A 21,031-nucleotide genomic window follows, 5' to 3' on the forward strand; every position below is an offset into this window, starting at 1 on the left:
GATGAAGGACGCCGCGTTCCTGACGACGGCGACCCGGCACGGCGGCGGCCTGATGACGGCCGCCGCCGCCTATCCCGACGCGCCGCAGCCCTGGCTGGACCTGTCCACGGGGATCAATCCCGAGCCGTGGCGGGGACCGCGCGCGTCGGAGGAGGCGCTGAACCGTCTGCCCGATCCCGCCGCCCTGGCGGCGCTGGAGGCCGTCGCCGCAGCCGCGTTCGGCGCGTCGCCTGAGCGGACAGCGGCGGTCGCGGGGGCCGAGGCCGCGATCCGTCTGCTGCCCCTGCTGCTGGGCGTGCGGGCGGTCGAGGTCGTCGGCCCGACCTACGGCGCCCACGCCGAGGCCTGGCGGGCGGCGGGCGTGGCGACGCGCCTGATCGCGCCCGATCAGGCGGCGGCCTCGCAGGCGGGCGTGCTGGTCGTCGTCAATCCGAACAATCCCGACGGCCGCCTGATCCGGCGGGCCGATCTGATCGCCATGGCGCGGGCGCGCTCCAAGGCGGGTCGTTGGCTGGTGGCGGATGAGTCCTTCATCGAGTGCGCGCCCGGCGACAGCGTGTCGGACTTGGCCGAGCCGGGGCTGATCGTCCTGCGCTCCTTCGGCAAATTCTACGGTCTGGCCGGGGTGAGGCTGGGCTTCATGCTGGCCGCGCCCGAACTGATCCGGCGTCTGCGCGCGTTTCAGGGCGATTGGCCGGTCGGCGCCGACGCCCTGACGCTGGGGTGCGGCGCCTACGCCGACGAGGCCTGGCGGCGCCGGACCGAGGCGGCCCTGGCCGAGCGGGCCGATCGGCTGGACGACCTGCTGGCGCGTGCGGGGTTCCAGATCATCGGCGGGACCAGCCTATTCCGCATGGCGCGCACGCCCCACGCCGCGCGCTGGTTCCAGCACCTGTGCCGGGCGGGCATCCTGACCCGGCCGTTCGACCACACGCCCGACGCCCTGCGCTTCGGCGTCCCGGCCGATCGCGACTTCCCCCGACTGCAACGCGCGCTGGAGACCTTCGGATGAGGGCGACACGGCGACAGGCGCTGGTGGCGGGTGCGGGGGCCATGCTGGTCGCCGGACCGGCTGCGGCCGACGCCGCCCCGCGTCGCGTGGTGTCGCTGAACGCCTGCCTCGACGCCATTCTGGTCCACGTCGCCGACCGGAGGCAGATCGTCGCCCTCAGCCACTATGCGCGCGAGCCGGTCGGCTCGACCATTTCCGAGGTAGCCAAGACCCTGCCCTTCACCTGGGAGACAGCGGAGGAGGTCATAGCCCTGCGCCCCGACCTGGTGCTGACCAGCCGCCACAGCGCCCTGGCGACGCGCAATGCGCTGGGCCGCATGAATATTCAGACCGAGCTGTTCTCGGTGCCCGACAGCGTGGCAGCCAGCCTGGACCAGGTGCGCGAGGTCGCCCGTCTGGTCGGCCGTCCGGCGCGGGGCCAGGCCCTGATCGCGCGCATCGAGGCGGCCATCGCCGCCGCGGCCCCGTCGCCCGGATCGGCGCCGCTGACGGCCCTGATCTATCAACCCAACGGTTTCGCCGCCGGGCGCGGCACCTTGATGGACGAGATGATGACCCGCGCCGGGTTTCAGAACGTCGCCGCCCGTTATGGCCTGGGCAAATGGGGCAATGTGCCGGTCGAGCGCTTGCTGGCCGACCCGCCGCAGGTGCTGCTCAGCGGCGTGCCGGTGCGCGGCTCGCGCACCTGGGCCGACCGGGTGATGCGTCATCCGGCGCTGAAGTCCCTGTCCGGCCGGATGGTGCAGGCGCAGCTGGAAGAGAAGCTGCTCTATTGCGGCGGGCCGGTGCTGATCCAGACCGCCGCCGCCCTGGCGCGCGCGCGCCGTACGGCGCTGGAGGCCCTGACATGACCCTGCCGCGTCCCCTGGTGATGATCGGGCTGCTGTTCCTGATCGCCGCCCTGTCCGTCGCCAGCATGAGCGCGGGCCGCGTCTGGATTCCCTGGAGCGACTGGGCGGCCCAGCGCGGCGATCCGGCCTGGGCGATCCTGTTCGAGCTGCGCCTGCCGCGCACGGTGCTGGCCCTGATGGTCGGGGCGGTGCTGGGCCTGACCGGGGCGGCGTTGCAGGGTTACACCCGCAATCCTCTGGCCGATCCGGCCATCCTGGGCGTCTCGACCATGGCGGCGCTGGGGGCGGTGCTGACCTTCTATCTGGGCGCGGCGGCCGGCGCGCCGTGGGTCTTGCCGGTCGCGGCCATGGTCGGGGCGGGGATCGGCGTCTTGCTGTTGCTGGCCCTGGCGGGGGCGACCAGCAGCGTCGTCACCTTCATCCTGGCCGGGGTGGTGATCCAGAGCATGGCGGGGGCGGGCGTCGCCCTGGCGTTGAACCTGGCGCCCAACCCCTGGGCGGTGAACGAGATCGTCAACTGGCTGATGGGGTCGCTGGCCGACCGCAGCGTGGTCGAGCTGAGGCTGGCGGCGCCGGGCATGATCCTGGGCTGCCTGCTGCTGTTGACCCAAGGCCGGACGCTGGACGCCCTGACCTTGGGCGAGGCGGGGGCGCGATCGCTGGGCGTGCGGCTGGATGCTGGGCGCATGATGCTGGCGCTGGGCGCGGCGCTGGCGGTCGGCTCGGCGGTGGCGGTGACGGGGTCGATCGGCTTCGTCGGCCTGATCGTGCCGCATCTGCTGCGGCCGTTGATCGGCGCCCGGCCCAGCGGCCTGCTGCTGCCGTCAGCCCTGGGCGGGGCGGCCCTGACGCTGGCGGCGGACATTCTGGTGCGGCTGACGCCCGCCGCGACCGAGATCAAGCTGGGCGTGGCCATGGCGGCCCTGGGCGGCCCCTTCTTCCTGGCCCTGCTGATCAGCATGAGAAGGAAGCTGGCATGAGCATCCTGTGCTCGGAGAACCTGACTGTCCGACTGGGCGACAAGGCGGTGCTGAACGGCATCGACGCGGCCTTCGCGCCAGGGCTGGTGACGGCGATCGTCGGACCGAACGGAGCGGGCAAGTCGACGCTGCTGGACTGTCTGTCCGCGCTGCGAAAGCCTGACGCCGGACAGGTGGCGCTGGACGGCCGAGCTTTGCGCGATCTGCCCGTGCGCGCGCGATCGCGTCGCATCGCCTACCTGCCTCAGAACGCTGAGATCGCCTGGGCGGTCGAGGGGCGCACCTTCGTCGGCCTGGGCCGCACGCCCTACGTCGGCGCCTGGGGCCTGAGGGCGGACGACCGCGCCGCCGTGGCCCGCGCCATGGCCGTGGCGGGGGTGGAAAGCTTCGCTGACCGCATCGTCTCGACCCTGTCGGGCGGCGAGCGGGCGCGCGTGCTGATCGCCCGCGCCCTGGCCGGAGAACCGCAATGGCTGCTGGCGGACGAGCCGCTGGCGGGCCTCGATCCGGGCCATGTGCTGGACGCCTGCGATCTGTTCCGGCGGCTGGCGGATGAAGAGGGGCGGGGCGTCGTCCTGACCCTGCATGATCTGGACGCGGCCCTGCGCGTGGCGGATCGGGTGATCGTTCTGGCCGAGGGGCGGGTGCTGGCCGACGCCGCCCCGGCCGAGGCCCTGTCGCCTGAGGTGCTCAAGACGGCATACGGCGTCGAGGCGCGCACTCTGGACGGCGCGCGCGGCCCCGTGCTGGAGATGGTCGGCCGTGCCCGTTAGCAGCCTGCCCACGCCCTGGATCGTCGCCGGCGCTTTGCTGGTCGAAGGCGTCGTTGGCTGGCCCCGGCGCCTGTCGCATCCGGTGGCGTGGATCGGCGCCCTGATCGCGGTGCTGGAACGGCGCTGGAACAGGGCGGAGGGGCCGGAACGGGCGCGCCGCATCCTTGGCGTCGTCACGGTGCTGATCCTGATCGCCGTCGCGGGCGGCGCGGGCTGGGGCGTGCAGGCGCTGGCCGCCGTCTCGCCATTGTGGCCGGGGGTGGCGCTGCTGCTGGTCTGCGGCGCGACGGGACTGGCGGCGCGCAGCCTGTTCGATCACGTCCGCGCCGTGGCCCGGCCGCTGAAGGCGGGCGACCTGCCCGCCGCGCGTCTGGCGGTCGGCATGATCGTCGGACGGGACGTCGAGGCGATGGACGAGGGCGAGGTCGCGACCGCCGCCCTCGAAAGTCTGGCCGAGAGCTTCTGCGACGGCGTGGTCGCGCCGGTCTTCTGGTTCGTGATCGGCGGCCTGCCGGGGCTGTTCGTCTATAAGGCGGTCAACACCGCGGACAGCATGATCGGCCATATTGAGCCGCGTTGGCGGGCTTTCGGCTGGGCCGCGGCGCGGACCGACGACGTGATGAACTGGATACCGGCGCGGATCGCGGGCGCCTTGATCGCCCTGGGCGGCGGGCAGGGCTGGCGCATCATGTGGCGCGATGCGGGCAAGCACGCCTCGCCTAACGCCGGATGGACCGAGGCGGCGATGGCGGGCGCCCTGCGGGTTCGACTGGGCGGACCGGTCCGCTATGACGGCGTTATGACCGACCGACCTGTCTTCGGCGACTGGGCGCCGCCGTCCGCCCACGACCTGAAGCGAGGGCTGAAGGTCTATGGCGTCGCCTGCGCCCTGTTGCTGATGCTGCTGATCTGCGAGGGCTTCGCATGGCCGCGCTGATGATTCAGGGTTGCGGCTCGGACGTGGGCAAGTCGGTGCTGGCCGCCGGTCTGTGCCGCGTCTTCGCCAATCGCGGCCTGACGGTGCGGCCGTTCAAGCCGCAGAACATGTCCAACAACGCCGCCGTCACCGCGCCCGATCAAGCTGGTCGCACCGGCGAGATCGGCCGCGCCCAGGCGCTTCAGGCGCTGGCGTGCCGTACGCCGGCGACGGTCGACATGAACCCCGTCCTGCTGAAGCCGCAGAGCGACACCGGCGCTCAGTTGGTCGTGCGCGGTCAGGTCGAGGGCGTCTGGCAGGCCAAGGGCTATCAGGACCGCAAGGCCGCCCTGCTGGACGTGGTTCTGGACAGCTTTCGCCGTCTTCAGGCCGAGGCTGATCTGGTGATCGTCGAGGGGGCGGGCAGTCCGGCCGAGACCAACCTGCGCGCCGGGGACATCGCCAACATGGGCTTCGCCCGCGCGGCGGACGTGCCGGTGGTGCTGGTCGGCGACATCGACCGGGGCCATGTGATCGCCTCTCTGGTCGGCGCCCATGCGGTGCTGGACGACGAGGACCGGGCCATGATCCGGGGCTTCATCATCAACAAGTTTCGCGGCGATCCGGCCCTGTTCGATCAGGGCCGGGCCGAGATCACGCGGCGCACGGGCTGGGCGGATCTGGGCATGGCGCCGTGGCTGGCGGAAGCACGATCGCTTCCGGCCGAGGACGCCGTAGTGCTGGAGCGGTCGGGCGACGGGCGCGGCGGAAAGGTGCGGATCGTCGCGCCCATGCTGTCGCGCATCGCCAATTTCGACGACTTCGATCCGCTGCGGCATGAGCCGGGCGTGGACTTCGGCTTCGTGCCGCCGGGGCAGGCCCTGCCGGGCGATGCGGACCTGATCATCCTGCCGGGGACCAAGGCGACGCTGGCCGATCTGGCCTTCCTGCGCGCGCAGGGCTGGGACGTGGACATCGCCGCCCATGTGCGGCGCGGCGGGCGGGTGCTGGGCGTGTGCGGCGGCTATCAGATGCTGGGTCGGACGATCAGCGACCCTGACGGCGTCGAGGGCATGGCGGGTTCGGCGCCGGGGCTGGGGCTGCTGGATGTCGAGACGGTGCTGGCGGGGGCCAAGACCCTGCGCCACGTCGAGGGACGGCTGACGCCCTCGGGCGCGGCGGTCGAGGGCTATGAGATTCATATCGGCCGCACCGACGGCCCGGATACGGCGCGGCCGGTCGCCATGATCGACGGGACGGCGCACGGCGCGCGCTCTGGCGACGGGCGGATTACGGGCCTTTACGTCCACGGCCTGTTCAATCGGGCCGAGGCGCGGGCGGCGCTGCTGGCGGAGGTCGGCGCGGCGTCCGACGGCGTGGATCAGGGCGCGCGGGTGGATCAGGCGCTGGACCGCATCGCCGCCGTTCTGGAAACCCATTTCGACATTCCGGCGCTGGCCCGGATCGCAGGACTGATATGACTGAGCTGACCGACCTTTTCACCGTTCCGGCGCTGGATCAGGGGCTGCGCGCGCCGCTGCGGCAGGCGCTGGACGGCAAGGCCAAACCGGTCGGCGCCCTGGGGCGGATCGAGGATCTGGCCCTGACGCTCGGGCTGATCCAGCAGACTCTGCGTCCGGCTGTGGTGCGGCCCGTGCTACTGGTCTTCGCCGGGGATCACGGGCTGACGCGCTCGGGCGTGGCGGCCTATCCGGCGGGCGTGACGGTGGCCATGGTCGATACGCTGTTAATGGGCCGGGCCAGCGCCAACGCCTTCGCCAAGGTCGTCGGCGCGCAGGTGCAGGTGATCGACGCGGGCGTCGCCGCCGACCTGTCGGACCGCGCGGGCCTGGTCCACGCCAAGGTCGCGCCGGGCACGAAGGACGCCTCTACCGAACCGGCGATGACGCCCGATCAGGCGCAGGCCGCCCTGCTGGAAGGCGCCGCCATGGTGCGGGCCGCCATTGATGACGGCGCCGACATGATCGCTCTGGGCGAAATGGGCATCGGCAACAGCGCCTCGGCGGCCCTGCTGATGCACCGGCTGGCGCCCGCGCCGCTGATCGACTGCGTGGGGCAGGGGGCGGGGCATTCGCCCGAGGGCATGGCGCGCAAACAGGCCGTGCTGGCGCAGGCCGCCGCCCGCTCGGACGCGACGGCGCCGCTGGAGGTGCTGACCCAGTTCGGCGGCTTCGAAATCGCCATGATGGCCGGGGCCCTGTTGGGCGCGGCCCGGGCGGGCGTTCCGGTCATCGTCGACGGTTTCATCGGCTCGGCGGCGGCCCTGCTGGCGATCCGGCTGGCGCCGAACGCGCGCGACTACTGCATCTTCGCCCACGCCTCGGCCGAGGCGGGGCATCGTCGGATGCTGGAGGCCGTCGAGGCGCAACCCCTGCTGGGCCTCGACATGCGGCTGGGCGAGGGGACGGGCGCGCTGCTGGCCGTGCCGCTGTTGAAGGCGGCCTGCGCCCTGCTGTCCGACGTGGCCGAGCTGAAGGACATATTGGAGGCCGCGCGATGATCGGGCGCGAGGCGCGGCTGTTCATCTGCGCCCTGCAGTTCCTGACGCGCCTGCCGACGCCGCCGCTGCGCGATTTCCAGCCCGAGTGGATCCAGCAGAGCGCGCGCTGGTTTCCGCTGGTCGGGCAGGTGGTGGGCCTGATCGCGGCGGCCATCCTGTATGGCGCGGCCCAGGTCTGGAGCCCGTGGATCGCGGCCCTGCTGGCCGTGGCGGCGGGCGTAGCGATGACGGGCGGCTTCCATGAGGATGGGCTGGCGGACACCGCCGACGGTCTGGGCGGCGGCCAGACGCGGGCGCGTCGGCTGGAGATCATGAAGGACAGCCGCCTCGGTTCATACGGCGCGCTGACGCTGGGGCTGACGCTGGCCCTGCGGGTCGCGGCGCTGGCGATGCTGGTCGCCGTGTCGCCGTGGATGGCGGCGACGGCGCTGGTCGCGTCACACGGGCTGGGCCGGGCGGCGGCGGTCGGGGCGATGGCGCTGATGCCGTACGGCGGCGATCCCGGCATGGCCAAGGAGGGCAGGCCGGATCGGGCCTCGGTCGCTGGACTGGCGGTCGCTGTTGTGGTCGCCCTGTGGCCGCTGGCCCTGCTGCCGATCATGGCGGGCGTGGTCGGCGTGGCGGCGGGTCTGGTCGTTGGCGCGGTTCCGGCGTGGCAGGCGCAGCGGCTGATCGGCGGGCGCACCGGCGACGTGCTGGGCGCGGTCGAACAGATGTTCGAGGTCGGCTTCCTGCTGGCCGTCGCCGGGTTACTGGCGGCATGAGGCTGATCGTCTCGCCCCTGCCGCAGGTCGAGCAACTGCTGGTCGAGCATCAGCCGTCGCATCTGGTGACGCTGGCCTCGCCGGGGGCTGAAGCGGCTTTTGACGCCGAGCATCGGCTGGACCTGCGCTTCAACGACATCGCCGCCCCGCGCGAGGGTCTGGTCGCGCCTTCGATGGAACACGTCGAGGCCCTGCTGGCCTTTGCGGAAGGCTGGACCGGCGCGCGGCCCCTGCTGATCCATTGCTGGGCGGGGGTCAGCCGCTCGACGGCGGCGGCCTATGTCATCGCCTGCGCCCGCACCGCGCCTGGGTGCGAGGCCGCGTGGGCCGCGCGTCTGCGAGACGCCGCGCCGACGGCCACGCCCAACCCCCTGATCATCGCGCTGGCCGACCGCCTGCTGGATCGCGGCGACGCCATGGTTCGCGCCGTCGAGGCCATCGGCCGGGGCGCCGAGACCGACTGGGGCGACCCTTTTGAACTGAACCTGACCTCTGAAGGAGCCAGACGCCGATGACCGATCCGCACGACGCCGAACTGAACGCCCGCCACGCCGAGAAGATGAAGCGCGTTCAGGCCGCCCGCGCCCGGATGATGCAGTCCAAGACGGTCGAGCGCGGCCTGGTCATCGTCCACACCGGCACGGGCAAGGGCAAGTCGACGGCGGCCATGGGCATGGTCTGCCGCATGATCGGCCACGGGATGAAGACCTCCATCATCCAGTTCATCAAGGGGGCGATGGAGACGGGCGAACAGACCCTGTTCGACAGCTTCCCCGATCTGGTCGAGATGCGGCCGATGGGCGAGGGCTTCACCTGGGACACCCAGGACCGCGCCGCCGACATCGCCAACGTCCGCCGCGCGTGGGAGGCCGCCAAGGCCCGCATCATGGACCCGGAATGGAAGATGGTCGTCTGCGACGAACTGAACATCGCCCTGCGCTACGACTACCTGCCGGTCGAGGAGGTGCTGGAGGTCCTGGTCGACCGCCCGGCCGACACCCACGTCGTCATCACCGGCCGCAACGCCCCGGACGCCCTGATCGAGGCGGCGGACCTCGTCACCGACATGCAGATGGTCAAGCACCCGTTCCGCAGCGGGGTGAAGGCGCAAGCCGGGGTGGAGTTCTGATCAAGAAGGATGGCGGACAGAGAGGGATTCGAACCCTCGATAGAGTTGCCCCTATACACGCGTTCCAGGCGTGCGCCTTCAACCACTCGGCCACCTGTCCATTCCACCTGGGCCCGGATGCGTCCGGGGCGGAACCGTCGGGAGCGGACCGACGGGAGGGGCTGATTAGAGCATGACGTCCCCATGGGCAAGCGCCCTTGAAGCCTCCATATAGGCGAAGACGCTGTTTTCGCGGAGTTCGCGCCATGTTGTTGAAGAAGACCGATGAACTGCCCACGCCTGAGACGGCTCTGCCGGGTCGGGCCGAGGCGTTGCCGACCGATGAGACCCACTTCGTCCTGGGTCATGCGCTGAAGGGGCCGCATCCGGCGGGGATGGAGACGGCCGTGTTCGGCATGGGCTGTTTCTGGGGCGTGGAGCGGGTGTTCTGGCAACTGCCGGGCGTGTGGACGACGTCGGCCGGCTATGCGGGCGGGATCACGCCCAATCCGACCTATGAGGAGGTCTGTTCGGGCCGCACCGGCCATGCGGAGGTGGTGCAGGTGGTGTTCGATCCGACCAGGATCACCTACGGCGACCTGCTGAAGGCGTTCTGGGAGAACCATGATCCGACGCAGGGGATGCGCCAGGGCAATGATCTGGGCACCCAGTATCGCTCGGCGATCTATACGCTGAATGATGCGCAGCAGGCGGAAGCCGAGGCTTCGCGCGACGCCTATCAGGCGGCGCTGAGCGCGGCGGGGCGAGGCGTGATCACGACCGTGATCGAACCGGCCGGGCCCTACTACTTCGCCGAGGATTACCACCAGGGCTATCTGGCCAAGAACCCGGCGGGCTATTGCGGCATCGGCGGGACGGGCGTGGTCTGCCCGATCGGCCTGGGCGTCGGAGCCTAGGATGGATCGCGCGGGGGTGGGAGAGGTCTGCCTGGCCTTGCCGGCGGCGACGATGGATCACCCGTTCGGGCCGGGCCATGACGCCTATAAGGTCGGGGGCAAGATGTTCGCCCTGATCGGGGCCGAAGGCGGGCTGTCGTTCAAGGTCTCCGATATCGCCTATGCAGTGCTGACCGAGGAGGGGCGGGCCGCGCCGGCCCCCTATCTGGCGCGGGCGAAATGGGTGCATCTGGCCGATCCGGGCGACTGGCCGGACGATGAACTGGCCGATCATCTGAAATCGGCCCACGCCCTGATCGCCGCCAAGCTGACGAAGAAGGCGCGGGCCGAACTGGGGCTTTAGGCGGCGGCGTTCCGCGACCGGAACCACAGGTAGAGAATCCCCAGGGGCGCGATGAAGATCGAGAAGCCCCACAGGAAGAGGTTCACGATCAGCTTCAGGAACATCAGGATGAAGGCGTTCATGAAGAAGACGGTCTCGCCCATCATCACCCGCTTGATCTCGTCCCAGACCAGCTTGGAGAAGGGGAACAGCAGGGAGCCGACGCCGAAGACGGCCAGGGTGGCGGCGCGGTCATGCAGGGGCTGGGCGCCGCCCGCCGACAGCGTCATCCAGACCATCAGCGCCATGAAGGCGGTGCTGAGCACATAGGCGCGGATCAGATAGCGCGGCTGCACGGAGCCGAAGATGCGCTTGATGAAATTCATGTCGGAGGGACGCTTTCTTACTGGGAGGCGGTCTTCTGTTCGGCGATCCAGCGATCCATGCGCGCATCCAGCAGGGCCAGGGGCAGGGCGCCGTCGACCAGCAGGGCGTCGTGGAAGGTCCGCACGTCGAAACGGTCGCCCAGTTCGCGCTCAGCCTTCTGGCGGATCTCGCGCAGGCGGATCTCGCCGATCTTGTAGGCCGTGGCCTGACCGGGGTCGCCGATGTAGCGCTGCAGTTCGGTCTCGATGTTGTGCGCCGACAGGGCGGAGTTGTCGCGGAAGCAGGCGCGGGCCTGTTCCTCGCTCCAGCCCAGCCAGTGCAGGCCGGTGTCGGCCACCAGGCGGCAGGCGCGCCACATCTCATAGCTGAGGCGGCCGAACCGCTCATAGGGCGTGCGGTAGATGCCCATCTCCTCGCCCAGGAACTCGGAATAGAGGCCCCAGCCTTCGCTGAAGGCCGTCACCGAGGCGCGGCGGCGGTAATAGGGCTGGTCGGCGGCTTCCTGCTGCAGGGCTATCTGCAGGTGGTGGCCCGGAACGGCCTCGTGCACCGTCAGGGCGGGCAGTTCATACAGGGGCCGCTGGTCCAGCTTGCCGGTGTTGACGATGTAGCCCCCGGCCACGCCCGTCGCCATCGAGCCGGCGTTATAGCGGCCGGTGGTGTAGGTCTCCTCCATCTCGATCGGCACCGGACGCACGCCATAGGGCAGGCGCGGCAGGGTGGCGAACAGGGACGGCAGGCGGTCATCCGAGCGTTTGGCGATCTCCGACGCTTTCTCCAGCAGTTCTTCGCGCGTCTGGGCGTAGAATTGCGGGTCGGTGCGCAGGAAGGTCAGGAAGCCGGCGAAGTCGCCGGTCCAGCCGGCGGCGCGCATCTCTGTCTCCATGCGGGCGCGGATGCGGGCGACTTCCTGCTGGCCGATCTGATGCACCTGATCGGGCGTCAGGTCGGTGGTGGTGTGGCTGCGGACCAGGAAGGCGTACAGGTCGCGACCGCCGGGGCGGTGGACCAGACCCGGCTCTTGCGGGGCTTTCGGCGCATACTCATCACGCAGCAGGTCGCGCCAGGCGGTGCGGCGGGCGGTGATCGGTCCCTCGACCAGGGCGCGGGCGCGGGCACGGAATTGTTCCTGCTGGGCGGTGGGGATGGTGGCGGGCAGGGCGTTGAACGGACGCAGCAGGACGTCGCCCGCCTCGCCCGGCGTAAGGTCGCGCTCGGCCTGGGCCAGGGCGCTGTCGACGACGGAACGGGCCTGGATCAGGCCGGTCTCCAGCCCGCGCCGGGTGTTGGCGATCCCGGCGTCGTAATAGGCGGGCGCCGCCTGCAGCCGGGCCAGCCAGGCCTCGGCGTCGGCCGCCGTGGCGATGCGCGTGGCGGGGGCCAGATAGGCCAGAAGCTGGCCGGGGCCGCCTTCGGAATCAAAGGCCAGACGCGACGGGTCCAGTTCGATCCGCTCCAACTCGCGGCCGATCAGATAGCCGACGAAGGCGTGATTCAGGCGGTGGGCTTCGTCCAGAGAGGCCGGGTTGATGGCCTCCAGCCGCGCCTTCAGGGCGTTCAGCGGGGCGCGGCGGGCCAGTTCGCCCGCACGGCTGGCGTCGGGCAGACGCGACAGGGCGGCGCGGTCGCCGTCCATGCTCGAACCGATGGGATCGTTCTGGCGCAGATACGCCTCATAATCGACCAGCAGGGCGTCCAGCGCGGCGGCGGGCGAAGGGCTTTGAACGACGGCGGCCTGGGTCGGCAGGGCGGCGGCGCCTGGAAGGCTCGACAGGCCGATCCCGGCGGCGAGAAGAAGATGACGCATGAACTAAAGCCCTCCCAAGAACGGGCGGGGAGGGGAGCGGACGTCGCCGCTGCGGTCAAGCCTTCAACGACACAACTCCAGGAAACGCGCCGCACGGCCTTCCGAACCGGGCTGGGCGGCCATCATCGCGCGCTGGTCGCCGTCCCACACCGCCAGCCAGCCGAGGCGGTGAAACCGCTGGAAGACAGGATCGGAGGCGGGAGCGGAGGCGATCAGGTGGACGCCGTCGTGCACGTCGGCCGCTTCGACGCGTGCGGCGTAGGTTTCTGTGTCGCCGCCCGATTCCAGGGTGATGGAGCGGCGGGCGGGCGCCGGGTCCGCAGCCAGGGACAGGCCGATCTTGCCCGAACCGGGCGCGCACATGAGGCTGAGCGGCACGTCGTCCGACTGGGCCAGGCCATAGGACAGGCGCGGCTCGTCCGGATCTTCGTTCAGGAACCAGTCGTAGCCCGCGACGGGCACGGGCGCGCCGTTCGTCTTCAGCGAGGCGACGCTGGGCGCGCAGGCGCTCAGGGCGGCGGAAAGGGCGGCCATGAGGGTGAAGGCGGCGGCGGTCGGCCAGCGGGTAGGGCGCATCCTCGTCCTTATCCGGTGCACAGTTCGGCGAAGCGGCGCAGCTTGGACAGATTCGCCCGATCGATCTCGACGGCCTTGGTCTGGTCGCCGAGGGACAGGGTCAGCCGTCCGGAGGCCAGGAAGGCGGCGAAAACGGGATGGTCGGCGCGCAGGGTCGCCTCCAACCGCCCGCGTCGGGCGCGCGCCTCCACCTCGGCCGAGGCGGCGCCGGAGCGGATGACGGCGAAGCCGTCGGCGCCCGGCGCGTCATGGAAGGCCAGTCGCACGACGCTGGAGCCCGGCGCGCATTCCAACGTGGTGCGCAGGCGCGGCGTATCCGGGATCTCATTGGCCAGGACCAGAGGGCCGTCGCCGCTGTAGAGGGTCCAGGTCCAGCCTTCCGACGCGCGCGTCGATCGAGCGGGCGTCGCCGCCTGAGGCCGTTCGGCGGGCGGTTGCGCGCCGTTCTGAGGGGCCGCCTGGACGGCCAGGGCGAGCGCCATGGCCTGGGCGAGGCCGAGCAGTGAGGTCATGTTTCAGCCCCCGCTGAGGAAAACGGGGGGACTGTGGTCAGGCATGTCCCGAAGCGCAATAGCTAAGAAACCCCTGCACCATGCGCCGCTCGGCGCGGGTGGCGGTCAACTGGCGGTCGCCGGCCTCGGTCTGGACGGTCATCCGGCCGCCTCGCGCCAGGCCGGTCAGGGCCGCGTCGCCGATCGGCAGGCGCGCCTCGAAGGCCTCGCCGTTCGACAGCGGATCGATGAGCTGCGGCCCGTGCGAAGCCAGAATCAGGCCCGCGCTGCGCGGCTGGACGTCGCCATAGACCACGGCGGCGCCGTCGCCCGGCGCGCAGGTCAGCATCAGGGCCAACTGGTCTGAATCCGGCAGGCCATAGGCCAGTTTGGCCATCGGCCCCTCGTGCAGCATGTGCCAGCCGGCGGCGGCTTCGCCGCCGTGGCGGGGCGAGGACGGAACATAGGTCGCCGCGTGGGCCGCAACGGCGGCCAGGCCCACGGCGGCCAGGATGGGAAAGACGGTTTTACGCATGACAAGCTCACTCGCGTTCGACAGAACAAACGCGGGTCGCTTGTTAAGAGTTCACGGCTCCGCTGGGCCGCGCGCGATTCAGTGATGCGGTGCGGCCGGAATCACACGTTTCGGTGAACGCAGGTCAGAACGGGCTGAACCGCTCGACCAGGGACTGGGCGGCCGGCGTCGCCTGCATCCGGCTGATGTCGCCGCGCCCGCCGTAGCTGATGCGCGCCTCGGCGATCTGGCTGTGGCGGATGGTGTTGGCGCTGGAGATGTCCTCGGGCCGGACGATGCCGGCCACGGTCAGCTCGCGCACCTCGCGGTTGGTGCGCACTTCTTGCCGACCCTGGATGACCAGGTTGCCGTTGGGCATGACGGCGGTGACGACGGCGGCGACCGTCAGGTTCACCCGCTCGGAGCGGTTGACGCTGCCCGAACCGTTGGCGTTCACGGCCCCTTCCGTGCCGATCATGTTTGCGGCGTCGAAGCCGCCGGGGAAGGCGCGGCCCAGGCTATTCTCCAGACCGAAGAAGTTGGTCACCCCGCCCGAGGCGCTGTTGGTGCGGTTGCGCTGGGTGGTGTTCTGGGTCTGGGCGCGGTCGTTGATGTCGATGGAGACGGTCAGGATGTCGCCGACGCGCCGCGCCCGCTGATCGCCGAAGAAGCTGCGCGCGCCGGTGCGCCACAGGCTGTTGGCGCTGGCCGAGGTCGGTTCGGGCAGATAGGCCTGCTCGACCGGGACCAGGGCGGCCGGATAGCCGATGGGCGCCAGCTCCGGTCCCTTCACCGCCTCGATGGCGGTGGAGCAGGCGGCCAGGCTGAGGGCGGACAACGACAGGGCGGCGACGGTGATGGGGCGCATGATGGAACTCTCGCTCAACGGGCGGCGAACTGTTGCGGGTTGCGGCGGGCAATCTGGGCGGCGGGACCGGCGACGGCACGGCCGGGGGCGACCGCCACGGCGTCGATGGTGCGGTTGGACTGGACGTTCAGGATCGGCACGGCCTCGCCGGCCGAGGCGTTGCGGGTCGCCTTGCCGGTGACGGTCAGCTCGACGCCGTCGTTGATGTAGGCGACCTCGACCATGTCGTTGCGGGCGATCACCTGGGGCGAGGCCAGGTCGCGCGGACCGACGGGCGTTCCGGCGCGCAGGGCGCGTTTGGCCTCGAGGCCGATCACCGCCTCGGCGTCCTGCGGCGCGCCGGCGGGGGCCAGGTGCGACTGGACCGAAGCCCAGATCACGTCTTCGGGCTGGATCACGTCGCCGGCCGCCAGACTGCGGGCGTAGGTCAGAACCTCGACGTTGACGCCTGCGCGGGCCGACACAGGGGCTGGGGCGCCGACGCTGGCGGCGGCGGGACGGGCCGAGGCCTCCGCCGGGATCGCCCCGCCTTCGCGCACCACGATGCGGCGCAGACCGTTGGGGTTGCTCCATTGCAGTCCGGCCCGGCGGGCGGCGATCTGCACCTGTGAGGCCTCCAGAACGGCCGTGGCGCCGACGCGGCGGCCGACCACCACGCCTGAGGCGGCGCCGGCCTCGTCGAACAGCTCGCCCAGGGTGATGCGGCCGTCGTCGTCGACCGGATCGGGCAGCAGATTGACCGGCCCGGCCCATGCGGGGGCAGCCAGTGCGGCGATGGCGGCGGCGAGGATCAGGGCGCGCTTCATGGCTTAAGGCCTTTCCCTAGCTCTTCAACTGGGTCGAGACGGACAGCATTTCGTCGGCGGTGGTGATGACCTTGGAGTTCATCTCATAGGCGCGCTGGGCCACGATCAGGGCGGTGATCTCGCTGACCGCGTCCACGTTCGACGCCTCGGTATAGTGTTGCAGCAGGGTGCCGTAGCCGACCTCGCCCGGCGCTCCGACCGTGGCCGGGCCCGAGGCCGCCGTCTCCAGCAGCAGATTGTCGCCGATGGCTTCCAGACCCGCCTCGTTAAAGAAGGTCGCCAGTTCGAGCTGGCCTACGACCTGGGGTTCGGGCTGGCCTTCGGTGGTCACCTGAACCTGGCCGGACTTGGAGATGGAGATGTCAAGGGCGTCCTGGGGAATGGCGATGGCCGGCTCGACCGCATAGCCGTCGTCGGTCACCAGCTGCCCTTCGCCGTTGACGGTGAAGTTGCCCGCGCGGGTATAGGCCAGCTCGCCCGAGGGCAGGGTGATCTGGAAATAGCCCTTGCCCTGGATGGCGATGTCGTAGGTGTTGCCGGTGCGGTTCGGGCTGCCCTGTTCGGTGATGCGATAGACGCTGCCCGCCTTCACGCCCGAGCCGATCTGGATGCCGGTCGGCACCACGGTGCCCTGCGTCGAGGACTGGGCCCCCATGCGCTCGACGTTCTGATACAGCAGGTCCTGAAACTCGGCCCGCTGACGCTTGAAGCCGACCGTGTTCATGTTGGCGATGTTGTTGGAGATGACCTCCACGTTCAGCTGCTGGGCGGCCATGCCGGTGGCGGCGGTACGAAGCGCGCGCATGTCTCAGCTCTCCCTTACGAAACCCGGCCCAGCCGCTCGACGGAGCGGCGTGACAGGTCGTTGGCGTTCTCGATCATCTTGGTCACGCGCTCATAGGCGCGGTTGATCTCGATGAGGTTGGTGATTTCCACGAGGGTGTTGACGTTCGAGCCTTCCAGCATCCCCTGGCGGACCTGGGCGTCGGTCGCGTCCATCGGCTGGGCGTTCGAGGCGTTGCGATACAGGCCCTCGCCGGACTTCTGCAGCACCGACAGGGCGTCGAAACGCACCACGGTCAGGCGGCCGACGGGCTGGCCTTCCTGGCTGATCGTGCCGTCGTGGGCGACGCTGGCGGGGCCGCGCTGCGGGTCCAGCACGATTTCAGCGCCGTCGGCCAGGACGGGCAGGCCCTGCTTGGTCGTCAGACGGCCTTCGGGATCGGTCACGAAGGCGCCGTCGCGGGTATAGGCGGGGCCGGTCGGGGTCTGCACCGTGAAGAAGGCGCCTTCGCCCTCGATGGCGAAGTCCAGGTCGCGACCGGTCTGCTTCAGCGAGCCCTGGCCGAAGTCGCGGCCCACCCCCTTGTCCAGCACGAAGCTGGCCGAGGGGCGGATGGCGTCGTTGCGGGCGCGCTGGCCGATCTCGGTCCCGACCATCAACTGCTCGACCTTGAAGCCGGTGGTGTCGGCGTTGGCGACGTTGTTGGCCACGATGTCCAGCTCGCGGCGAAGCGTCATCTGGCGCGACAGTCCGATATAGGCGGCGTTTTCCACGAGGCGGCTCCTTTCGCCGTTGTGCGTCGCAACGACCGTGCCAACAGGGTTAACGCCCATGGAATGGGGCTTTGAGCGGTTTTCGACGGTTCGGCGCCCGGCAGGATTTGCCGATCGTAAACGCCTCGTTAACCAAAATCGGCCCACACCCGGCATGTGAGGATCGGGGCGGCTTACGCATGCTGAAACTGAAGCTGGGCAAGAAGAAGAGCGAGGCGCCGGCCGGCGACGACGCGAACCTGCCTGCCGTGAGCGACGGCGCCGAAGGCGCAGGCGGCGATGACGGCGCGCCCGTCAGGAAGAAGATCCCGCTGCTGTTCATCATCATCCCGGCGGCCCTGGTGGTGCTGGGCGGCGGCGGCGCGACCGCCTTCCTGATGATGAAGCCCAAGCCCGCCGAGGCGGCCGGCGGCCACGCGGCCCCCGCCAAGGAAGAGAAGAAGGGCGGGCACGGGGACGGCGGCAAGGAAGGCGAGGCGGCGCCCGGGGCGGGCAAGGTGGCGGCCGGACCCGACGGCGTGACCTTCTACACCCTGCCCGACATGATCGTGAACATTCAGTCGGTCGACGGCCGCCCGACCTATCTGAAGCTGCGCCTGACGCTGGAGATGAAGGACGCCGCCGTCGCCTCGCACCTGCAGGCCGAGGCCCCGCGGATGCAGGACATGTTCCAGGGTTTCCTGCGCGAACTGCGCCCTGAGGATCTGGCCGGCTCGGCCGGGTCCTATCAGCTGCGCGCCGAAATCCTGCGTCGGGTCAACCTGATCGCCGCGCCGGGCAAGGTCGACGCCGTGCTGATCGAAGAGATGCTGGTGCAGTAGGGATGACGGACACCCTGGCTCCCGAGAACGAACTGGACCCCTTCGGCGGCGAAGCGGACCTGGGCGCCGATCCGGGCGCGACCCTGTCCGAACGGGTGCTGAACCAGGACGAGATCGACAGCCTGCTGGGCTTCGACATGGGCGGCGGCGACGACGCCGAGCGCAGCGGCATCCGCGCCATCATCAACTCGGCCCTGGTCTCCTACGAGCGCCTGCCGATGCTCGAGATCGTCTTCGACCGCCTGGTGCGGCTGATGACGACCAGCCTTCGCAACTTCACCTCCGACAACGTCGAGGTCAGCCTCGACACCATCAGCTCCATCCGCTTCGGCGACTATCTGAACTCCATCCCGCTTCCGGCCATCCTGGCGGTGTTCCGGGCCGAGGAGCTGGACAACTACGGCCTGCTGACGGTCGATTCCAACCTGATCTATTCGATCGTCGATGTCCTGCTGGGCGGGCGTCGCGGGACGGCGGCCCTGCGTATCGAAGGGCGGCCCTACACCACCATCGAGCGGGCGTTGGTGCAACGGATGGTCGAGGTCATCCTGAATGATGCGCGCCAGGCGTTCGAACCCCTGACCCCCGTCCACTTCAACCTGGACCGGCTGGAGACCAATCCGCGCTTCGCCGCCATCGCGCGTCCGGCCAACGCCGCCATCCTGGTCAAGCTGCGCATCGACATGGAAGATCGCGGCGGCCGGGTCGAGCTGCTGCTGCCCTATTCGACGCTGGAGCCGATCCGCAAGATGCTGCTGCAGCAGTTCATGGGCGAGAAGTTCGGCCGCGACAACATCTGGGAAGGCCACCTGGCCACCGAGCTCTGGACCACCGAGACCGAGGTGCGCTGCGTGCTGGACGAGCAGCAGATGCCCCTGTCCAAGGTGCTGGACCTGAAGGTCGGCGACACCCTGATGCTGAACGTGAGCCCTGAGTCCGAGGTGTCGGTGCGGGCGGGCTCCATCCCGCTGACGACCGGCCGCATGGGCCGCAAGGGCCAGCACATCGCCGTCCGCGTCGAGGGCCCCATCAGCACCGACGCCGCCGCCCGCATCGCCAGAGGGAACAGCTGACATGACCGGCATCATCCTCGACTCCATCCTCATGCTGCTGCTGGTCGCCGCCATCGGCTACGGCATCAAGCTGGAGCGCAAGCTCAAGACCCTGCGCGAGGGCCAGCTGGCCTTCGCCGCCGCCGTGACCGAGCTGAACAGCGCCGCCGGGCGCGCCGAACAGGCCCTGGCCACCCTGCGCGCCTCGGGTCAGGAGACGGACCTGCTGCACGACCGCATCATCAAGGCCCGCGCCGTGAAGCAGGAGCTGGAGGTGCTGATCGCCCGCGCCCCGGCCCGCCCGGCCGACAGCCGTATCGAGACGCGCGAGGACGAACGCCGCGCCGCCGCCCGCGCGCCGGTCGAGATGGAGCCGGTTGTCGAAGCCGAATCCGTCCGCACCTCTTCGGTCGCCCCCCTGCTGGACGATGAGGCGCGCGCGCGTCGCATGGCCTCGCTGATGGAGCGCATCGAGGGCGCACGCGCGGTCATGAAGGCGCCGTCGCCGAAGCCCGCGCCTGTCGCCGAGCGCGCCTCGCCGGTGATGCAGGCCCTGGCCGCTAACCATGCTGCGCAACAGAGCCTAAACCGCGCCCGCCGTAGTCTGGACGACGACCTTTTCGCTGCTTGATGCTTTTAAGCGCCCTATGTCCGACACGCGGTGTCGGACGACTTGAGGGGCGAAGTTTTTCCTACCCGGCGTGTTTGGCGCCGAACCGTTCGCTGAGTTTGACCGATGAGCAAGCTGCCCCGCCTTCTGCCCCTGATCGCCGTCGCCATCGGCGGCGTCGTGGCCGTGCGCGCCGCGGGCGTGGCGCCGGACCTGTTTCAGGGGGCGACCGCATGGGCTCAGGAGGCGGTCGCCGGGGAAGGCGAGGGGGCCAAGGCCGATGCCAGGCCCGCCCCCGCCGTCTGCGCTCTGACGCCCGAACAACTGGCCCAGCAGGCGGGCATTTCTCCGGCTGAACTGCGCATCATCCAGTCCCTGTCCAAGCGCCGGGACCAGCTGGACGCGCGCGACGCCGACTTCGCCACCACCCTGCCGCTGATGGTCGCCGCCGAGCAGAAGCTGGACGCCAAGCTGCAGGCGCTGGAGGCCCTCAAGGGCGAGATCAGCGCCCTGGTCGGCCAGGTGGATGAGAAGGAAAAGGCTGAGGCCGACCGTCTGGTCGCCGTCTATTCCGCCATGCGGCCCAAGGAGGCGGCGGCCGTATTCGCCACCCTGGACGACAGCGTGCGTCTGCCGGTCGCCTCGGCCATGCGCCCGCGCACCCTGGCCGCCATCATGGCCCAGATGCAGCCCGCCGCCGCGCGCGAACTGACCGAAAAGCTGGCCAAACGCTTCCAGGCCCAGCAGTACGCCGCCCGCGCCGCCGCCGTGGCCGCGCCGACCGAGGCTGCGCCCGCTCCGACGCCTGCCGCCCAGCCTGCCTCTCAGCCTGCCGCCGCCCCTGCGCCCGCGCCGACTCGCGCTGCGCAGCAGACCGCGCCGCGTCGCGCCCCGACGCCCGCGGCCGCTCGCCCGGCGGCGCAACCCGCGGCCAAGGCGCCGGCGCCCGCTGAGACCGGCCCGCGCCCCTATGCGGCGGTCGCCGCCGACGCCCCGGCCGCCGCGCGCCAGTCGGTGCAATAGGCGACGGTTGTCGCACAGGCCTTGCGCGGCTATTCAGCCCGCTTCGATTTTTCGCGAGACCTCTCCATGTCCGACGCCCTGCCTGACCGCCTTTCGGTCGATCCCGACAGCCCCTTCCACGACGCCGACCTCTTGGCGCGCGGCGTAGGCATCCGCTTCAAGGGCGAGGAAAAGACCAATGTCGAGGAATACTGCGTCTCGGAAGGCTGGGTGCGCCTGGCCGTGGGCAATCGCGTCGACCGTCGCGGCAAGGCCCTGACCGTCAAGCTGCAAGGCCCGGTCGAGCCCTTCATCAAGGGCGAGTGATTTCCGTCCTGGCGGCGAAGCTGAGACTTTCGGTCGCAGGCTTCGCCCG

Annotated in this window: 26 protein-coding genes and 1 tRNA gene; 17 read left to right on the forward strand and 10 right to left on the reverse strand. The window is 70.5% G+C overall.

Annotation, left to right across the window (positions count from 1 at the left end):
* The first annotated feature begins 1 nt into the window (after window position 1).
* Genes cobD through cobO form a run of 10 tightly spaced genes read left to right on the forward strand, consistent with a single transcriptional unit; the run spans window position 2 to window position 8,946 of the window.
* On the forward strand, window positions 2–1,012 hold the full coding sequence (gene cobD, locus V8J38_RS04885) for a threonine-phosphate decarboxylase CobD (RefSeq protein WP_291776935.1): 1,011 nt from the start codon (window positions 2–4) through the stop codon (window positions 1,010–1,012).
* A complete protein-coding gene (locus tag V8J38_RS04890; RefSeq protein WP_338578129.1) occupies window positions 1,009–1,863 on the forward strand; it encodes an ABC transporter substrate-binding protein in 855 nt (284 codons plus the stop codon). Before cobD ends, V8J38_RS04890 begins: the two co-directional genes overlap by 4 nt.
* Window positions 1,860–2,843, forward strand: a complete 984-nt coding sequence (locus tag V8J38_RS04895; protein WP_338578130.1) for an iron ABC transporter permease — start codon at window positions 1,860–1,862, stop codon at window positions 2,841–2,843. Before V8J38_RS04890 ends, V8J38_RS04895 begins: the two co-directional genes overlap by 4 nt.
* On the forward strand, window positions 2,840–3,616 hold the full coding sequence (locus V8J38_RS04900) for an ABC transporter ATP-binding protein (RefSeq protein ID WP_338578131.1): 777 nt from the start codon (window positions 2,840–2,842) through the stop codon (window positions 3,614–3,616). Before V8J38_RS04895 ends, V8J38_RS04900 begins: the two co-directional genes overlap by 4 nt.
* A complete protein-coding gene (cbiB, locus tag V8J38_RS04905) occupies window positions 3,606–4,553 on the forward strand; it encodes an adenosylcobinamide-phosphate synthase CbiB (RefSeq protein ID WP_338578132.1) in 948 nt (315 codons plus the stop codon). The genes V8J38_RS04900 and cbiB overlap by 11 nt, the downstream gene beginning before the upstream one ends.
* Window positions 4,541–6,013: a cobyric acid synthase gene (locus V8J38_RS04910; protein WP_338578133.1), complete on the forward strand. Its 1,473-nt coding sequence runs from the start codon at window positions 4,541–4,543 to the stop codon at window positions 6,011–6,013. Before cbiB ends, V8J38_RS04910 begins: the two co-directional genes overlap by 13 nt.
* Complete coding sequence (gene cobT, locus V8J38_RS04915) at window positions 6,010–7,053, forward strand: nicotinate-nucleotide--dimethylbenzimidazole phosphoribosyltransferase (protein ID WP_338578134.1); 1,044 nt, start codon at window positions 6,010–6,012, stop codon at window positions 7,051–7,053. The genes V8J38_RS04910 and cobT overlap by 4 nt, the downstream gene beginning before the upstream one ends.
* Entirely contained in the window at window positions 7,050–7,817 is a 768-nt protein-coding gene (cobS, locus tag V8J38_RS04920) for an adenosylcobinamide-GDP ribazoletransferase (protein ID WP_338578135.1), read from the forward strand. The genes cobT and cobS overlap by 4 nt, the downstream gene beginning before the upstream one ends.
* Window positions 7,814–8,332, forward strand: coding sequence for a tyrosine phosphatase family protein (locus V8J38_RS04925; protein ID WP_291776916.1), 519 nt, complete (start codon window positions 7,814–7,816; stop codon window positions 8,330–8,332). The genes cobS and V8J38_RS04925 overlap by 4 nt, the downstream gene beginning before the upstream one ends.
* Window positions 8,329–8,946, forward strand: coding sequence for a cob(I)yrinic acid a,c-diamide adenosyltransferase (gene cobO / locus V8J38_RS04930; RefSeq protein WP_291776914.1), 618 nt, complete (start codon window positions 8,329–8,331; stop codon window positions 8,944–8,946). Before V8J38_RS04925 ends, cobO begins: the two co-directional genes overlap by 4 nt.
* A gap of 10 nt (window positions 8,947–8,956) precedes the next feature.
* Here the strand turns inward: cobO and V8J38_RS04935 are convergent.
* Window positions 8,957–9,046 (reverse strand) — tRNA-Ser (locus V8J38_RS04935).
* A gap of 145 nt (window positions 9,047–9,191) precedes the next feature.
* Here V8J38_RS04935 and msrA point away from each other — a divergent pair.
* Together msrA and V8J38_RS04945 are read left to right on the forward strand one after the other, a co-directional pair.
* Entirely contained in the window at window positions 9,192–9,842 is a 651-nt protein-coding gene (gene msrA, locus V8J38_RS04940) for a peptide-methionine (S)-S-oxide reductase MsrA (protein ID WP_338578136.1), read from the forward strand.
* A gap of 1 nt (window position 9,843) precedes the next feature.
* Window positions 9,844–10,185, forward strand: a complete 342-nt coding sequence (locus V8J38_RS04945) for an MmcQ/YjbR family DNA-binding protein (protein WP_338578137.1) — start codon at window positions 9,844–9,846, stop codon at window positions 10,183–10,185.
* On the opposite strand, the gene V8J38_RS04950 is transcribed toward V8J38_RS04945, so the two are convergent.
* The 9 genes from V8J38_RS04950 to flgF form a co-directional block, all read right to left on the reverse strand.
* Complete coding sequence (locus tag V8J38_RS04950) at window positions 10,182–10,550, reverse strand: hypothetical protein (RefSeq protein WP_338578138.1); 369 nt, start codon at window positions 10,548–10,550, stop codon at window positions 10,182–10,184. The genes V8J38_RS04945 and V8J38_RS04950 overlap by 4 nt on opposite strands.
* A gap of 17 nt (window positions 10,551–10,567) precedes the next feature.
* A complete protein-coding gene (locus V8J38_RS04955) occupies window positions 10,568–12,358 on the reverse strand; it encodes a DUF885 domain-containing protein (protein WP_338578139.1) in 1,791 nt (596 codons plus the stop codon).
* Window positions 12,359–12,421: 63 nt separating this feature from the next.
* Window positions 12,422–12,934, reverse strand: a complete 513-nt coding sequence (locus V8J38_RS04960) for a hypothetical protein (protein ID WP_291776887.1) — start codon at window positions 12,932–12,934, stop codon at window positions 12,422–12,424.
* Window positions 12,935–12,942: 8 nt separating this feature from the next.
* Window positions 12,943–13,446 (reverse strand): hypothetical protein, encoded by a 504-nt coding sequence (locus V8J38_RS04965; RefSeq protein ID WP_291776885.1) that lies wholly within the window; start codon window positions 13,444–13,446, stop codon window positions 12,943–12,945.
* A gap of 37 nt (window positions 13,447–13,483) precedes the next feature.
* A complete protein-coding gene (locus V8J38_RS04970) occupies window positions 13,484–13,960 on the reverse strand; it encodes a hypothetical protein (RefSeq protein ID WP_291776884.1) in 477 nt (158 codons plus the stop codon).
* Window positions 13,961–14,084: 124 nt separating this feature from the next.
* The gene (gene flgH / locus V8J38_RS04975) at window positions 14,085–14,810 is read right to left on the reverse strand and encodes a flagellar basal body L-ring protein FlgH (RefSeq protein ID WP_256968228.1); all 726 of its coding nucleotides are present in this window, start codon (window positions 14,808–14,810) and stop codon (window positions 14,085–14,087) included.
* 11 nt (window positions 14,811–14,821) lie between these two features.
* Window positions 14,822–15,613, reverse strand: a complete 792-nt coding sequence (flgA, locus tag V8J38_RS04980) for a flagellar basal body P-ring formation chaperone FlgA (protein WP_338578140.1) — start codon at window positions 15,611–15,613, stop codon at window positions 14,822–14,824.
* A 16-nt stretch (window positions 15,614–15,629) separates the two neighbouring features.
* The gene (gene flgG, locus V8J38_RS04985; protein ID WP_291776879.1) at window positions 15,630–16,418 is read right to left on the reverse strand and encodes a flagellar basal-body rod protein FlgG; all 789 of its coding nucleotides are present in this window, start codon (window positions 16,416–16,418) and stop codon (window positions 15,630–15,632) included.
* Between the two features lie 14 nt (window positions 16,419–16,432).
* Complete coding sequence (gene flgF, locus V8J38_RS04990) at window positions 16,433–17,170, reverse strand: flagellar basal-body rod protein FlgF (protein ID WP_338578141.1); 738 nt, start codon at window positions 17,168–17,170, stop codon at window positions 16,433–16,435.
* 179 nt (window positions 17,171–17,349) lie between these two features.
* On the opposite strand from flgF, the gene V8J38_RS04995 reads away from it, so the two are divergent.
* From V8J38_RS04995 to V8J38_RS05015, 5 genes are all read left to right on the forward strand, one after another.
* Window positions 17,350–17,991: a flagellar basal body-associated FliL family protein gene (locus tag V8J38_RS04995; protein ID WP_338578142.1), complete on the forward strand. Its 642-nt coding sequence runs from the start codon at window positions 17,350–17,352 to the stop codon at window positions 17,989–17,991.
* Between the two features lie 2 nt (window positions 17,992–17,993).
* A complete protein-coding gene (gene fliM, locus V8J38_RS05000; protein WP_338578143.1) occupies window positions 17,994–19,064 on the forward strand; it encodes a flagellar motor switch protein FliM in 1,071 nt (356 codons plus the stop codon).
* A 1-nt stretch (window position 19,065) separates the two neighbouring features.
* Window positions 19,066–19,674: a DUF6468 domain-containing protein gene (locus tag V8J38_RS05005; RefSeq protein ID WP_291776871.1), complete on the forward strand. Its 609-nt coding sequence runs from the start codon at window positions 19,066–19,068 to the stop codon at window positions 19,672–19,674.
* A 105-nt stretch (window positions 19,675–19,779) separates the two neighbouring features.
* Window positions 19,780–20,676, forward strand: a complete 897-nt coding sequence (locus V8J38_RS05010; protein ID WP_338578144.1) for a MotE family protein — start codon at window positions 19,780–19,782, stop codon at window positions 20,674–20,676.
* A 66-nt stretch (window positions 20,677–20,742) separates the two neighbouring features.
* On the forward strand, window positions 20,743–20,982 hold the full coding sequence (locus V8J38_RS05015) for a DUF3297 family protein (RefSeq protein ID WP_003169732.1): 240 nt from the start codon (window positions 20,743–20,745) through the stop codon (window positions 20,980–20,982).
* Window positions 20,983–21,031: the final 49 nt, after the last annotated feature.

Origin of the sequence: Brevundimonas olei (genome assembly GCF_037055245.1) — a bacterium.
Taxonomy (GTDB): Bacteria; Pseudomonadota; Alphaproteobacteria; order Caulobacterales; family Caulobacteraceae; genus Brevundimonas; species Brevundimonas olei.